At 64.6% G+C, this 13,790-nt stretch carries 14 protein-coding genes; 5 read left to right on the forward strand and 9 right to left on the reverse strand.

The features are described 5' to 3' along the window. Window positions 1–410: 410 nt before the first annotated feature. Together P6U30_RS36535 and P6U30_RS36540 are read right to left on the reverse strand one after the other, a co-directional pair. Window positions 411–1,367 (reverse strand): DMT family transporter, encoded by a 957-nt coding sequence (locus tag P6U30_RS36535; RefSeq protein ID WP_407167480.1) that lies wholly within the window; start codon window positions 1,365–1,367, stop codon window positions 411–413. A 219-nt stretch (window positions 1,368–1,586) separates the two neighbouring features. Then, window positions 1,587–2,075, reverse strand: coding sequence for a Fur family transcriptional regulator (locus P6U30_RS36540; RefSeq protein ID WP_407167481.1), 489 nt, complete (start codon window positions 2,073–2,075; stop codon window positions 1,587–1,589). A 157-nt stretch (window positions 2,076–2,232) separates the two neighbouring features. Here P6U30_RS36540 and P6U30_RS36545 point away from each other — a divergent pair, with 157 nt between their 5' ends. The 5 genes from P6U30_RS36545 to P6U30_RS36565 all read left to right on the forward strand — a co-directional run bounded on the left by P6U30_RS36545 (window position 2,233) and on the right by P6U30_RS36565 (window position 7,848). Beyond that, window positions 2,233–2,712, forward strand: coding sequence for a MarR family winged helix-turn-helix transcriptional regulator (locus tag P6U30_RS36545; RefSeq protein WP_407167482.1), 480 nt, complete (start codon window positions 2,233–2,235; stop codon window positions 2,710–2,712). Beyond that, window positions 2,705–3,868, forward strand: coding sequence for an HlyD family secretion protein (locus P6U30_RS36550; protein ID WP_407167483.1), 1,164 nt, complete (start codon window positions 2,705–2,707; stop codon window positions 3,866–3,868). The genes P6U30_RS36545 and P6U30_RS36550 overlap by 8 nt, the downstream gene beginning before the upstream one ends. Before the next feature lie 185 nt (window positions 3,869–4,053). Then, window positions 4,054–5,610 carry an MDR family MFS transporter gene (locus P6U30_RS36555; protein ID WP_407167484.1) on the forward strand — a complete coding sequence of 519 codons (1,557 nt, stop codon included), beginning with the start codon at window positions 4,054–4,056 and terminating at the stop codon, window positions 5,608–5,610. A 419-nt stretch (window positions 5,611–6,029) separates the two neighbouring features. Next, a complete protein-coding gene (locus P6U30_RS36560; RefSeq protein ID WP_407167485.1) occupies window positions 6,030–6,419 on the forward strand; it encodes a pilus assembly protein N-terminal domain-containing protein in 390 nt (129 codons plus the stop codon). Window positions 6,420–6,537: 118 nt separating this feature from the next. Continuing rightward, window positions 6,538–7,848, forward strand: a complete 1,311-nt coding sequence (locus P6U30_RS36565; RefSeq protein WP_407167486.1) for an ABC transporter substrate-binding protein — start codon at window positions 6,538–6,540, stop codon at window positions 7,846–7,848. Window positions 7,849–8,031: 183 nt separating this feature from the next. Here P6U30_RS36565 and P6U30_RS36570 read toward each other — a convergent pair whose 3' ends face one another. The 7 genes from P6U30_RS36570 to pcaF form a co-directional block, all read right to left on the reverse strand. Beyond that, on the reverse strand, window positions 8,032–9,201 hold the full coding sequence (locus tag P6U30_RS36570) for a Gfo/Idh/MocA family protein (protein ID WP_407167487.1): 1,170 nt from the start codon (window positions 9,199–9,201) through the stop codon (window positions 8,032–8,034). Window positions 9,202–9,219: 18 nt separating this feature from the next. Continuing rightward, a complete protein-coding gene (locus tag P6U30_RS36575; RefSeq protein WP_407167488.1) occupies window positions 9,220–10,065 on the reverse strand; it encodes a shikimate dehydrogenase in 846 nt (281 codons plus the stop codon). Window positions 10,066–10,087: 22 nt separating this feature from the next. Next, entirely contained in the window at window positions 10,088–10,549 is a 462-nt protein-coding gene (locus tag P6U30_RS36580) for an SRPBCC domain-containing protein (protein ID WP_407167489.1), read from the reverse strand. Between the two features lie 10 nt (window positions 10,550–10,559). Continuing rightward, window positions 10,560–10,883, reverse strand: coding sequence for an ArsR/SmtB family transcription factor (locus P6U30_RS36585; RefSeq protein ID WP_407167490.1), 324 nt, complete (start codon window positions 10,881–10,883; stop codon window positions 10,560–10,562). 156 nt (window positions 10,884–11,039) lie between these two features. Continuing rightward, window positions 11,040–11,642 (reverse strand): protocatechuate 3,4-dioxygenase subunit alpha, encoded by a 603-nt coding sequence (pcaG, locus tag P6U30_RS36590; protein ID WP_407167491.1) that lies wholly within the window; start codon window positions 11,640–11,642, stop codon window positions 11,040–11,042. Next, window positions 11,643–12,344, reverse strand: a complete 702-nt coding sequence (gene pcaH / locus P6U30_RS36595; protein WP_407167492.1) for a protocatechuate 3,4-dioxygenase subunit beta — start codon at window positions 12,342–12,344, stop codon at window positions 11,643–11,645. It lies immediately after the preceding gene. A 105-nt stretch (window positions 12,345–12,449) separates the two neighbouring features. Next, window positions 12,450–13,658: a 3-oxoadipyl-CoA thiolase gene (gene pcaF / locus P6U30_RS36600; RefSeq protein ID WP_407167493.1), complete on the reverse strand. Its 1,209-nt coding sequence runs from the start codon at window positions 13,656–13,658 to the stop codon at window positions 12,450–12,452. Between the last annotated feature and the right edge of the window lie 132 nt (window positions 13,659–13,790).

The following is a 13,790-nucleotide window of genomic DNA, read 5'->3' on the forward strand; positions in this document are numbered from 1 at the left end:
CCGCGGCGTACAGGATGCCCGCACGCGCGGGCATGACGACTGAGAGGATGCGAGTCCGCAATCTCGCGGCGGCTTTCGCCCGACCTTTGCATCTCGCTCCGCCCTGTAAGGGCTTGCCACGGCAGCTCAGTGATTGGCGCGTGAGGGAGGCTCCGGCAGACAGGTTCCCTCCCCCCTTGCGGGGGAGGGTTAGGGAGAGGGGTGGCCACACGACGTGACCTCTCCGCTCCGTATTCGCAAAGCGACACGCGAAGGACAATTGAGAGGACCCTGCGCCCATCGATATCTCGCCCGCGGCCACCCCTCTCCCCAACCCTCCCCCCGCAAGGGGGGAGGGAGCCTGACCGGTGTGCTCACCTCACCGTCATGCTGCGGACGCGGAGTGCCGGACCGGGAATGACGGCGGTCTCTCACGCCGGCACGTTCGGATCCGGCGTTACCTTCGGATCGGGCTTGTTGACGAGATAGAGCCCGGCGATCACCAGCAGCGCGGCGACGCCGAACACGGCGGTGAGCGTGTCGTGCATGATGAAATAGGCCGCGACCACGCCGAACAGCGGGGTGATGAAGGTGAAGGCCGAGAGCTTGCTCGCCGAGTAGGTCTTCACCATCGCAAACCAGATCACGAAGGTGCAGCCCACCACCCAGACCGCCTGATAGACAAGCAGCGAGATCGACAAGGCGCTCGGCATATGCGTGATGTGCTCGCCCGAGATCCAGGCGGCCAGCGCGAGGATCGGAACCGACACCGCCGCCTGATAGCCGAGCGCCTTTTCCGGCGCGGCCCTGCGCAGGTTGGTGCCCTTGGCGACCAGCGTGGTCGCCGCCCACAGCACGCCGCCGCCGACCACCAAGAAGTCGCCGAGCAGCACCTTGGCGTCGACGTTGGGTTGCGGCACGCCGATCGCGAGCGCGACGCCGGCAAAGCTCAGTGCCAGCCCGCTCCACTGCACGGGGCTGAGCCGCTCGCCGAGGAACTGGTGCGAGCCGAGCGCGACGAAGAACGGCGCGGTGTAGAGGAACACCGAGGCACGTGAGGCCGAGGTGAACACCAGCCCGGTGAAGATCAGCACAAACTCGACCCCGAACATCACCCCGGCGACAAGGCCGGGAAGCAGCGTGCCGTCGCGCTCGAAGAATTTCACGCCGCGCATCCAGCCGACGATCAGCATCACGGGCAGCGCGCCGGCGGAGCGGATCATCGCCTGCAGCATCGGCGGCACGTCGGGCAGCGCGAGCTTGACCGCAAGCTGATTGAAGCCCCAGCTCACGCACAGCATCAGCATGATCGCGATGGCGCCGGGCGGCAGGCCGTGCCCGGCGGTGACAGGTCTTGCGGCGCTACTGGTGATCGCTTGCGTCGACACGTTTCCTCGCGGACCGGCTTGCTGCCGTGTTGTTGATTTGGCTTGTTGGGATCGCTTACCTCTCCCGCTTGCGGGGGAGGTCGACGCGCGGAGCGCGGCGGGTGGGGGCTCTCTCCGCGGCATGACTCGTGGAGAGAGCCCCCACCCCGACCCTCCCCCGCAAGCGGGAGAGGGGACGCAGCGCTCTCGCGGCGATGGTTTGCTCCAATCGCATAGCCACTAAGTCTTCCGGCAATGCGCGCAGGTGCCGGCGATTTCGACGACGGAGAGTTTTGGGATGAAGCCGGAGGCCCGCGCCGCCGCGGTGAGGCTTTGCGCGACCGGAGCCGCCGGGATTTCACCGACCGAGCCGCAATGCTCGCAAATCAGGAACGCCACCATCGAGGTCTCGTCGTGGTCGTGGGCGCAGGCGAGGAAGGCGTTGCGGCTCTCGATACGGTGAACGAGGCCGTTCTCCATCAGGAAGTCGAGCGCACGGTAGACGGTGATCGGCGCCGGCCGCGGCATCGACTTGGCGAGCTCGTCGATCACCTCATAGGCGCCGAGCGGGCGATGGCTGGACAGCAGCGCGCCCAGCACCTGGCGGCGGATCGGGGTGAATTTCTGCTCCCGGCGGGCGCAAACCTGCTCGGCATGGGTCATCGCGTCAGCGGCGCAACGGCCGTGATCGTGATCGGGCGCGGGGAATGTCGGCTTGGCCAGGCTCATTTCGGACGAAATGTAACATTCTTTGCGCCTGGTCCCAAAGCCCGGGCCGGGCGCCTGCCCCCAAGCCATGTGTGCAATGCGGGGCAGCTCCCCGTTAACCCCGCATGCAGAATTAATAAGCAAGCTTATTATATCGCAAGCTTATGGAGGCAGGTGCATGCCCGGGTCCGTGGAGACCAATTTCCTTTTTACGCTCGGCGAGGTGTTCCGGCTGATCCGCGTCTACGCCGACAAGGAGGCCGCGCGCTACGGCATCACCCGCGCGCAATGGGCCGTCCTGACCAAGGTGGAACGCAACGAGGGGCTCAAGCAGACCGAGCTCGCCGAACAGCTCGATATCCAGCCGATCACGTTGACGCGGCTGATCGACAAGCTGTGCGACAATGGCTGGATCGAGCGCCGCGGCGACGAAAACGACCGCCGCGTCAACCGCCTCTATCTGAAGAAGGCCGCTCACCCCCTGCTCGGCAAGCTTGCCGGCCTCCGTTCCGAACTCACTGCGACCGCGCTCGAGGGCATCACTCCCACTGATGCGCACCGCATGCTCAGCCAACTCGAATCGATCAAGGAAAACGTTCGCAATGCCATCCAAAGCCCAGCCAGCGACTCCTCCCGAAAGGAACAGCGCTATGGCTGAAACCGTCCTCAAACTGGCACCCGAGCAGAAGAGCAATCCGGGATCGTCGCCATCAGGGCAGAGCTCCGGCAAGCCGCGGCGCAGCCTGATGAGCCGCCTGCGGCGCCGCCGCCGCACGCTGCTGCTCGTGGTGCTGCCGATCGTGGCTGTGATCGGCGGCGTCGTGTTCTATCTCAACGGCGGCCGCTATGTCGGCACCGACGACGCCTATGTCGGCGCGCAGAAGGTACTGATCACGCCGGAAATCTCCGGCAAGATCGACAAGATCGTCGTGAAGGAAGGCCAGCACGTCAAGAAGGGCGACGAGCTGTTCGAGATCGACCCGGTGCCGTTCCGCCTCGCCGTCGATCAGGCCAAGGCGGCGCTCGACCAGACCAAGACGACCTATGACAACCTGGTCGACAACATCAAGATCAACACCAAGATGCTCGAATTCGCGCAGCAGAGCATCGAATTGAAGAAGCGCGACGTCGAGCGCAAATCGACGCTTGCCAAGCAGAATTTCGGCTCGCAGCTCGACCTCGACAACGCGGCGAACGCGCAAGTCACCGCCGAAAGCCTCGCGCAGTACATCAGGCAGCAGATCTCCAACGCCAAGACGCAGTTGCTCGGCAATGTCGACCTGCCGATCGAGCAGTTCCCGCCCTACGCCCAGGCCAAGGCGAAGCTCGACGACGCGCAGCGCAACCTCGATCACACCGTGCTGCGCGCGCCGATGGACGGCGTCGCGACCCAGGTCGACCAGATCCAGCTTGGCCGCTTCGTCGCGGCGGGCTCGCCGGTGTTTTCCGTGATCGATGTCGACAACCCCTGGGTCGACGCCAACCCGAAGGAAAGTGACTTCACCTATGTCGCGGTGGGCCAGCCGGTCACGCTCGACGTCGACGCCTTCCCCAACCACGTGTTCAAGGGCACGGTCGGCTCGCTGTCGCCTGGCACCGGCGCGCAGTTCGCGATCCTGCCGCCGCAGAACGCCACCGGCAACTTCGTCAAGGTGGTGCAGCGCGTGCCGGTGCGCATCTACTTCGACAAGGACGATCCGTTCGTCAAAAAGCTGAAGGCGGGCATGAGCGTCTACGCCACGATCGACACCAACCACCGCCGCACGCTCGCCGGCCTGCTCGGCCTCGCGCCGGCGTCCGCTCACCAGGACTAAACTTGATCAGGTCGCACTGGCGGCCACGAAAACAGTGCGCCCCCTCTCCCGCTTGCGGGGGAGGGCCGGGGTGGGGGCTCTCTCCACAAGTCATATCGTCGAGAGAGCCCCCACCCGGCGCTACGCGCCGACCTCCCCCGCAAGCGGGAGAGGTGACTTCATGGCGAGAAACAGGACTGAACTGAATGACCGAGCCGTTGCCATCCGCTGTCCCCGGCCTGCGCCGGAACATGGTGACGGTGTGCGCCATGACGGCGACGATCATGCAGGCGCTGGACACCACCATCGCCAATGTCGCGCTGCCCTACATGCAAGGCTCGCTGTCGGCCTCGCAGGACCAGATCAACTGGGTGCTGACCTCCTACATCGTCGCGGCCGCGATCATGACCGCGCCGGTCGGATGGATCGCCAACCGCTTCGGGCGCAAGCGCATCTTCATCATCTGCTCGGCCGGCTTCACCATCGCCTCGGTGCTATGCGGGCTGGCGCAGGACATCAACCAGATGGTGCTGTTCCGCCTGTTGCAGGGCGTGTTCGGCGCCGCGCTGGTGCCGCTGTCACAGGCGGTGATGCTCGACTCCTACTCGCTGCAGGAACGCGCCACCGCGATGGCGATCTGGGGCATGGGCGTGATGCTGGGCCCGATCATGGGTCCCTCGCTCGGCGCCTGGCTCACCGAAACCTATTCCTGGCACTGGGTGTTCTTCGTCAACCTGCCGTTCGGACTGCTGACGGTGCTCGGCCAGATCATCTTCATGGACGAGACCAAGCAGGATCACACGCGCAGGTTCGACTGGTTCGGCTTCATCGCGCTCGCGGTCGGCGTCGGCGCGTTGCAGCTCGCGCTCGACCGCGGCGAGCAGCTCGACTGGTTCGAATCCAACGAGATCATCGCCGAGTTCATCATCTCCGGCGTCGGTTTCTATTATTTCTTCGCGCATTCGCTGACGACATCGAGCCCCTTCGTGCAGTTCGCGCTGTACAAGGACAAGAACTTCGTCACCGGCAGCATCTTCATGATCGTGATCTCGTTGTCGCTCTATTCGACCATGGCGCTGGCCTCGCCCTACCTGCAGAACGTGATCGGCTATCCGATCATCACCGCCGGACTGCTGCTGGCGACCCGCGGCGGCGGCACCCTGGTTGCGATGATGATGGTCGGCCGGCTGATGAAATATATCGAGGCGCGCACGTTGATCATCACGGGTCTCGCGGTGATCGTGATCACGCTGTTCTACATGAGCGGCTGGACCGACCAGACCGGCGTGCCCGAGATCGTGACCTGGAATATCGTGCAGGGCTTCGGCTTCGGCCTCGTCTTCGTGCCACTCTCCACCGCCTCGTTCCTGACGCTGCCCGCCCATCTGCGCACCGACGGCACCTCGATGCTGACCTTGGTGCGCAACATGGCGAGCTCGATCGGCATTTCGCTGGTCACCGCCGAACTGACCCAGGGCAGCCGCCGCAGCTATGCGATCCTGTCGGAGCACATCAACCCGTTCAACCACGCGCTGCAAATGCCGGACGTCGCCGGCAGGATCAACCTGAACACCGATAGCGGCCGCGCGCTGGCCGATGTGATGGTCAAGCTGCAGGCCCAGATCATCGCCTTCGCGCACGACTACCAGCTCATGATGATCTTCATCCTGGTCTCACTGCCGCTCGCGATCCTGATCAGCTCAACCAAAACCACCCTGCGCGACCAGTCCGGCCCGTCGGATCATGTGGCTGTGATGGAGTAGTCCCCGTCGTCCGCACCCCGGTCGCACGGCCAGACGTCCTTTTCGGTGTCATCGCGCGCGAAGGCGGGCGATCCAGTACGCCGCGGCTTATCGGTTCAATCACAACTGTCTCTGAAATACTGGATCGCCCGGTCGAGCCGGGCGATGACAGCTTAGCAAGCCCACCGCTCCTCCTAAAAAAAGATTGCCATGACGAGGCCAGATCAGCCGTAAGGCGTAATCCGCCATTGCCCTCGGCAAGCGTCGAGCGGCGGACTACTATTTTGCTCATTCGCTGTAGAAAGCCGATTTGTCGCGTGCCGGGCGGCCGCACGCAGTCATGGAACCAATGAGATCCCCGCGAAGTGTGGGCCACTTCATTTGCGCCGCGCCTGAAGCGCCTTACCCTTTCCGAGGCAAACCAGCCCGAAGGCATTGCGATGATCACGGGTCTTCGCGCAACCGTCCTGGCCATCTTGCTGTTCGCCGCGGTCTCCGGCGCACGGGCCGAAGGTCTCGTGCTCGAGCCGGGCACGGCATCAAGGCTCGTGCTGGACAAGACCTTCGCAACTGTGATGCTCGGTGATTTCCGTATCGTCAACGTTCACACCGTCGGCGATCGGTCGATCATTATCGAGGCATTGAGTCCCGGCACGACGAACCTCGTCTTCATCGACGAGCGCGGCATGGTGACCGCCAACATCAGGGTATCGGTCTGCGATCCGACCGCATCCGGCAGTTGCGATGCGGCAGCATCCTCGGAGACTGGCGGGGCGCGGAGTCCGGCGTCAATTCCAGCGCCGGCGCCACGGCAGGGCGGCAAGGCGTAAGCCTCATCAACGCCCAGCTACGACTTGCGCATAGATTGACTTTCAGCCCCCTTCTCCCAATACTTCGCAAAAAAGCAGAAAAACCCGTCAAAAATGACGGTTCAATGGGGAGGATGCGATGCCGACTTCACGCAGGACGCTGCTGAAGACGTCTGCGGCTGCCGCCGCTGCCTTCAGCTTCGATTGGACCCGCGCACAGGCGCAGGCGGAAACGGTGCGCATCGGCTCGGTCTATGACATGACCGGACCGTTCGCGGCGGGAGGTTCGGTCGCCTCCTCAGTCGGCACCGACATCGCGATCGAGCTGTGCAACGAGCGGGGCGGCATCGGCGGCAAGTACAAGGTCGCGACCGTCAAGGTCGATTCGCAGAGCAAGGCCGACGTCGCCATCAACGAGGTCGAGCGGCTGATCAACCAGGAGAAGCTCGACATCATCCTGGGCGTGTTCTCCAGCGCGCATGCGGTGCCGCTCGCGGCCAAGGTCGAGCAACACAAGAAGATCCTCTGGATCACGACGGCGGTGTCGACCGCGGTGTTCAAGGACAAGAACCTGCAATATGTCTTCCGTGCGCAGATCCACTCCGACCAGTACGGGCAGGCCTTTGCGGGCTTCCTCGCCGAGCACACCAAGGCCAAGCTCGGCGTGGAGCCGAAGGACGTCAAGGTCGCGCTGATCCACGAGGACGGCCCCTATGGCGTCGGCGTCGCCGCCGCCGACGAAGCGTTCGCCAAGCAAGCCGGGCTGCAAATCGTGCTCAAGGAAGGCTATTCGGCCGCAGCCCCCGACCTCTCCGTGCTGGTGACCAAGCTGAAGCGCGCCAGGGCCGACGTGATCTCGCATGCCGGCTACAACCCCGACATCACCCTGTTCCTGCGCCAGGCGCGCGAGAGCGGGCTGAAATTCAAGATGCTGTTCGGCGCCGGCGCCGGCTACAGCCAGCTCGACAAGCTGCGCGCGACGTTCGGCGCCGACATCGACAACTTCTGCAACATCGATCCGGTGCCGGCGCAACTGCTCGATCCCGCCAAGCTGGCGCCGGGGGTCGGCGACCTCACCAAGATCATGGTGGCGCGCTTCAAGGAGAAGACCAACGCGACCGAGGTGCCGCCGCACTGCTCGATGGGCTTCAACCAGACCTGGATCCTGCTCAACAACGTGCTGCCGGTCGCCAAGGAGAAGTATGGCGGCTTCGATCCGGAGGCGATCCGCAAGGCGGCACTCGACGTCGACATCCCGCCCGGCGGCACCATCCAGGGCTATGGCGTGAAATTCTATCCGCCGGGCACGCCGATGGCCGGCCAGAACGAACGCTCGACGCCGGTCGTGATGCAGAACGCCGGCGAGCACATCTCGGTGGTGTGGCCGACCAATATCAGGACGCAGGACCCGGTGTTCCCGCTGCCCAAGGGATCGGTGTATGGGGCGTAGGGTTGTGTCTCACCCTCTCCCCTTGTGGGAGAGGGTGGCTTCGATGCTGTGCATCGAAGCCGGGTGAGGGGTCCCTCTCCGCGCGTACCTCTCTTGAATTGCGTTTGCGGTGACAACCCCTCATCCGGCGCGCTTTGCGCGCCACCTTCTCCCACAAGGGGAGAAGGGAAGAGCAGCACGCTGCTAGAGCGTCACCCGCCGTCCCTCATCGGCGGCCCAATAGCCGGCGTAGTTCACTTTCGTGGTCTCGTAGGCCAGCGCGATGTCGGCGAGCGGCTGGCGGCCGGTGGCGACGCATTCCATGAAGTCCTGGATCTCCTGCAAGTAGCCGCGGGTCCATTCCTCCTCGAGGCAGACATATTGCCAGCCGGTTTTGCGGTCGACCTTCTCGGTGATGTAGACGCTCGCGAGCTTCTCCTCGGAGGTCTGGTAGCTCACCAGATGCGTATTCGGCGTGATGTTGGCGAACAATGAGCCGCCGGAGGTATAGGTCTCGATCAGATTGCGCACGCCGCCCATGATCATGTCGCCGGACAACACCGTCGCCTTGGTGCCATCGGAGAAGGTCAGGGTCAGCGTGCCCCAGTCCTCGACATCGACCGGATTGGCCTTGATAAAAGCGCGCTCCTCCAGCTTGAGGCTTGCCGTGACATTGCCGACGTCGCAGGTGACGCTGGCAACAGTGATCGTCTCGCCGCGGGCGCGCGCCTCGATCTGCTTGAGATAGAGCACCGCCGACAGCGGATGGCAGCCCATGCGGATCAGCGAGCCGCCGCCAGTCATCGCCCATTGCGCGGCATGTGCGGCATGCGAACCGGAATGGCTCTCCTCGCCCTTCATGAACAGGATCTTGTCGCCAGTGGCGCGGATGATCTCCGCGGTCTTGGTCACGGCGGGCGCGTAGATCCAGTCCTCGGCATACATGAAGAGCTTTCCACTTCGCTCGATCGCGGCGCGGGCCGCCTCCATCTCCTCCATCACGCGCTGGTACATCAGCGCCTTCGGCACATGCGTGCCGATCGGCTGCTGATCGCCAGGTTGGCCAAAGTAACCGCTGAACGGCTTCTCGCAGATCACGTGCTTGCCGGCCTGCATCGCCGCGACAATCATCGCGGCATGCAGATTGGGTGGCGTGCAGATGTCGATGACGTCGAGCTCACGGTCGGCCACAAGCTCGGCGAAGCTGCGATAGGTGGTCGGGATCTGGTGCTTGCGGGCGAATTCGACGACATGATCGCCGCGCGCCGCGACCGCCCTCACCTCGACGTCAACGCCGTAGACGCGCCGATAAGCCACCATGTGCAGCTCCGACGCGAAGCCGCAGCCGGCCAGACCGATCCTGATTTTCGCCATAGGCAATGCCTCTATGCGTCACGCCGGCGAAGCGTAGCGCGCCGCCATCACGGCGTCGAACGCATTCCCCATCACGGCCACAGGTGGCCTCATCCCCGTGAACAGCGCGAACGCATCTGCCGCGGCGTTGATCGCAAGGTCACGGCCGGTCAGCACCGTGGCGCCCCTCGCCTTCGCGGCAGTCAGCAGCGGCGTCCAGAGCGGGGTGTAGACGGCGTCGGCAACCCAGATCGCCGGATGCAGCAGCGCATCCGGCACCGGCGTGTCACGGCTCGGCAGCATGCCGACTGGCGTCGCATTGATCAGCCCGGCAGCGCCGTCGACTGCGGCGGCAATGCGGCGAAACGCGACGCCGCCCTGCACTTGGCCGGCAAGCTGTGCGGCCTTGTCGGTATCGGCGTCGAAGATCCTGATCTCGCCGGCACCGAGGCCGGCCAGCGCGAAGGCGATCGCCTTGCCGACGCCGCCCGCGCCGATCAACGCGATGGCGCCGCGCGGCCTGGTCGTGAGCAGCGGTGCGATCGCGCGGGCAAAACCTGTCGCGTCGGTGTTGTGCCCGATCATTCGGTTTCCATCGACCACGATGGTGTTAACAGCGCGAATCGCACGTGCGTCCGGCGTCAGCTCATCCAAGAGATCGACGACCGCTTCCTTGTAGGGAAAGGTGACGTTGACGCCGGCGAAGCCGAGCCGCCTGACGCCGTCGAGCATCGCGCGAAGATCGTCACGGCCGGCGCCCTTAACCTCGATGAGCTGGTAGTGGCAGCGAACGCCGAGCGCCGTCGCGGCCTGCTCATGCATCGCGGGCGCGGCCGAATGCGCGATCGGATAGCCCATCAGACCCGTGAGGAAGCGGTCGCGCATCGTCCCTCGAATGCGAGAGGTCTCAGCTCATGCCGTCGAGCCGAGCATAGCTCGCTTCCATGCCGTGCTCCATGCCGGTCGCGAGCATCGCCGCGCGCGTCCCGGCATCGGGCAACGTCATCCGCATCGTCATCAAGGTGCCGCCCCCGTCGGGCTCGAAGAGGGTTTCGACATGATTGTCCGGCGTCGGATCGGGCAGATGCATGCGCTCGACATGGACGATGCGGCTGAACGGCTCGAGCTCGAGATATTCGCCTGTCAAATGAAAGCCGCCTTTGCCGTCCGTCCACTCGTAGCGGATCCGGCCGCCGGGACGCGCCTCGCTGACGCAGACCGGCATGGTCCAGCCCTCCGGACCGAGCAGCCACTTCTGCAACAGCTCCGGCTCGGTATGCGCGCGATACACCGCTTCGGGCGGGGCCAAGAAGCGCCTGTTCACGACGACATAACGGTCGCCCTCGGTCTTCAGCGTCAACTTGCTCATAGGCTACCTTTCACTTCTCGGGCTTCATGGCGGCGAGGACTCCGTCCAGCCGGTTGTAATTGGTTTCCAGCGCGCGCCGCAGCATGCCGAGCCATTGATCGATCTCGGCGACCGCCTGAGGTGCCAGCCGGCACGGCCGCTTGGTGCCTTCAACCCGCCGCACGATCAGGCCGGCTGTCTCGAGCACCTTGAGATGGCGGGAGATCGCCGGCTGGGTCATGTCGAAGGGCTCGACCAGCTCCATCACCGTCGCCTCTCCCAGAGCGAGACGCGCCAGGATCGCCCGGCGGGTCGGATCGGCGAGCGCGGCGAAGGCGGCATCGAGGCTGGCCATACTTGATCTCACTTCTATTATATAAATGACTTGTTATATAACTGGATGAGCATAATCAAATGAAATCCGCTGCGGCGAAGGCGCGCAGCGGATTTGGGGACGTTTGGGACGGGGATGTGGGTGCGCGGCCGTTGGCGCAGTTTGCGCAGCGAACGACTAGACGTCGAAGAAGACCGTTTCGTTGTCGCCCTGGAGATAGACGTCGAGCGTATAGACATGGCCCGCGCCCGCCTTACGCTTGGCGATCAAGGTAGCGCGGCGATCTTCCGGCACCAGCGCGAGCACGGGATCGCCGGCGTTGCCGGCTTCATCGTCGAAATAGATCCGCGTGTAGAGATGCAAGAGCATGCCGCGCGCGTAGACCGCGAGCAGGATGTGCGGCGCCTGCGGCTTGCCATCGGGATCCGGCACCACACCCGGCTTGATGGTGTCGAAAGCGTAGCCGCCGCTCGTGTCGGTGCCGCAGCGGCCAAAACCCTTGAAGGACGAGTTCGGCAACGCGCGCTTGTCCTGCGGATCGGAGAAGCGCCCTTGAGCATCGGCCTGCCAGATCTCCAGCATGCAGTCCGGGATCACGGCGCCGTCGCCATCATAGACCTTGCCCTCGATGCGGATGCGCTCGCCCGACACATCAGGCGTCAGCAGATTGTTGGTGAAGGCGTCGTTCCACGCATACTCGCCGTTCGGCGTCAGGCCGTATTTGAAATAGGGGCCGACGGTTTGCGACGGCGTGATTCCATCAGGACGCGGGTTCGACACTTACTTGGTCTCCATCGGCGTGGCGCTCTGCCCGCGCAGCACGATATCGAAGCGGTAGCAGAGCGCCCATTCCGGCTTGGTGTTGTCGAGATCGAAGGACGAGATCATCCGCGCCCGCGCCTTCTCGTCCGCGACCGAATTGAAGATCGGATCGAACGGAAACAGCGGATCGCCTGGGAAATACATCTGCGTGACCAGGCGGGAGACGAAGGAGTGACCGAACACCGAGAAGTGGATATGCGCGGGCCGCCAGGCGTTGTGGTGATTGCCCCAGGGGTAAGCGCCGGGCTTGATGGTGATGAACTTGTAATAGCCCTTGGCATCGCTCTGGGTGCGGCCGGCGCCGGTGAAATTCGGATCGAGCGGCGCCGGATGCTGGTCGACGACATGGATGTAGCGGCCACAGGCATTGGCCTGCCACAGCTCGACCAGCGTGTTCGGCACGCCGCGGCCGTCCTCGTCGAGCACATAGCCGTGCACGATGATGCGTTCGCCGAGCGGCTCGCCCTTGGCCTGGATGGTGAGGTCGTTGTCGTGCTCGCGCACGGTCTCATGACCATAGACCGGACCCGTCAGCTCGGAGAGCGTGTGCCGCATCGGGATCAACGGCTTCGTCGGCGCGCGCTTGACCGTGGAGCGATAGGCGGGCGACAGCCGCGCCGGATGCGCCGCAAGCGACTGCAGCGGATAGTGAAGGGTCATGGCGAATTCCTCCGTGGGCCCGCCTGCCGCGAGCCCTGCCGAAGATCATTATAGGACATAACCAATTCGGGGAAGGGCTGTTTTCAGCCCTCCCAAGCCATTGGTTTAGTTCACTTTTTCGATCGCCACCGCAACGCCTTGGCCGACGCCGACGCACATAGTTGCCAAGGCAAGCTTTCCACCCCGCTTCTCCATGCCGTGCACGGCGGTGAGCGCCAGCCGCGCGCCGCTCATGCCGAGCGGATGGCCGAGCGCGATCGCGCCGCCATGCGGATTGACGAAGTCGGCATCCTCCTTGACGCCGAGCTGACGCAGACAGGCGATGCCCTGCGAAGCAAAGGCTTCGTTGAGCTCGATCAGGTCGAAGTCCGACACCTTGATGCCGAGCCGCTCGACCAGCTTCTTGGTCGCCGGCACCGGGCCGATGCCCATGATGCGCGGCGGCACCGCGGCCGACGCGAGCCCGAGAATCTTCGCGCGCGGCGTCAGGCCGTGTTTCTTCACCGCGGCCTCGGAGGCGAGGATCATCGCGGCCGCGCCGTCATTGACGCCGGACGCGTTGCCCGCGGTGACCGTACCCGGATTACGCACGATCGGCTTCAGCTTGGCGAGACCTTCGAGCGTGGTTTCGGGGCGCGGGTGCTCATCCTTGTCGACTGTGATGGGACCTGCCTTGCCGCCGGGCGCCTGGATCGGGATGATCTCCTCGGCGAAATAGCCCGACGCGATCGCCGCGCCCGCGCGCTGCTGCGAGCGGATCGCGAACGCATCCTGGTCGCCGCGCGAGACCTGGAACTCTTCCGCGACATTCTCGCCGGTCTCCGGCATCGCATCGACGCCGTACTGCGCCTTCATCAGGGGATTGATGAAGCGCCAGCCGATCGTGGTGTCGTAGATGTCGGCCGAGCGCGAGAACGCTTCCGCCGCCTTGCCCATCACGAAGGGCGCGCGCGTCATCGATTCAACGCCGCCCGCGATCGCGAAATCGATCTCGCCGGCGCGGATCGCGCGGCCCGCGGCGCCGACCGCATCGAGGCCGGAGGCGCAAAGGCGGTTCAAGGTCTGGCCGGGAACCGACTCAGGGATACCGGCGAGCAGCAGCGCCATCCGCGCGACGTTGCGGTTATCTTCGCCGGCCTGGTTGGCGCAGCCGAAAAAGACTTCGTCGACCTGATTCCAGTCGAGGTTCGGATGCTTTGCCATCAGCGCCTTGATCGGGGCCGCGGCGAGATCGTCGGCGCGCACCTTGGCGAGCGAACCGCCAAAGCGGCCGATCGGAGTCCGGACGGCATCGCAAATGAACACATCACGCATTGAATCTCTCCCTGAATGCCGTGCCTTAGGCGCTGGATAGGCTGGAACTTGAGCGGAGTTTTAGGAGTGTGCCCGCCACAGGTCAATTGACGCGGCTGCGTGGCATCAGCGCATTGCTGTGATGCCTTGCCG

The sequence above is a fragment of the Bradyrhizobium sp. ORS 111 genome, from assembly GCF_045571485.1.
Lineage (GTDB): Bacteria > Pseudomonadota > Alphaproteobacteria > Rhizobiales > Xanthobacteraceae > Bradyrhizobium.

Excerpts from the sequence above, each read along its gene's own strand:
- P6U30_RS36585 (WP_407167490.1), bottom strand. The coding sequence starts at position 10,883 with ATGGCCAGCCTCGATGCCGCCTTCGCCGCGCTCGCCGATCCGACCCGC.
- P6U30_RS36560 (WP_407167485.1), top strand. The coding sequence starts at position 6,030 with ATGATCACGGGTCTTCGCGCAACCGTCCTGGCCATCTTGCTGTTCGCC.
- P6U30_RS36565 (WP_407167486.1), top strand. The coding sequence starts at position 6,538 with ATGCCGACTTCACGCAGGACGCTGCTGAAGACGTCTGCGGCTGCCGCC.
- P6U30_RS36540 (WP_407167481.1), bottom strand. The coding sequence starts at position 2,075 with ATGAGCCTGGCCAAGCCGACATTCCCCGCGCCCGATCACGATCACGGC.
- pcaH (WP_407167492.1), bottom strand. The coding sequence starts at position 12,344 with ATGACCCTTCACTATCCGCTGCAGTCGCTTGCGGCGCATCCGGCGCGG.
- P6U30_RS36580 (WP_407167489.1), bottom strand. The coding sequence starts at position 10,549 with ATGAGCAAGTTGACGCTGAAGACCGAGGGCGACCGTTATGTCGTCGTG.
- P6U30_RS36550 (WP_407167483.1), top strand. The coding sequence starts at position 2,705 with ATGGCTGAAACCGTCCTCAAACTGGCACCCGAGCAGAAGAGCAATCCG.
- P6U30_RS36575 (WP_407167488.1), bottom strand. The coding sequence starts at position 10,065 with ATGCGCGACCGCTTCCTCACGGGTCTGATGGGCTATCCGATCGCGCAT.
- pcaF (WP_407167493.1), bottom strand. The coding sequence starts at position 13,658 with ATGCGTGATGTGTTCATTTGCGATGCCGTCCGGACTCCGATCGGCCGC.
- P6U30_RS36555 (WP_407167484.1), top strand. The coding sequence starts at position 4,054 with ATGACCGAGCCGTTGCCATCCGCTGTCCCCGGCCTGCGCCGGAACATG.
- P6U30_RS36570 (WP_407167487.1), bottom strand. The coding sequence starts at position 9,201 with ATGGCGAAAATCAGGATCGGTCTGGCCGGCTGCGGCTTCGCGTCGGAG.
- P6U30_RS36545 (WP_407167482.1), top strand. The coding sequence starts at position 2,233 with ATGCCCGGGTCCGTGGAGACCAATTTCCTTTTTACGCTCGGCGAGGTG.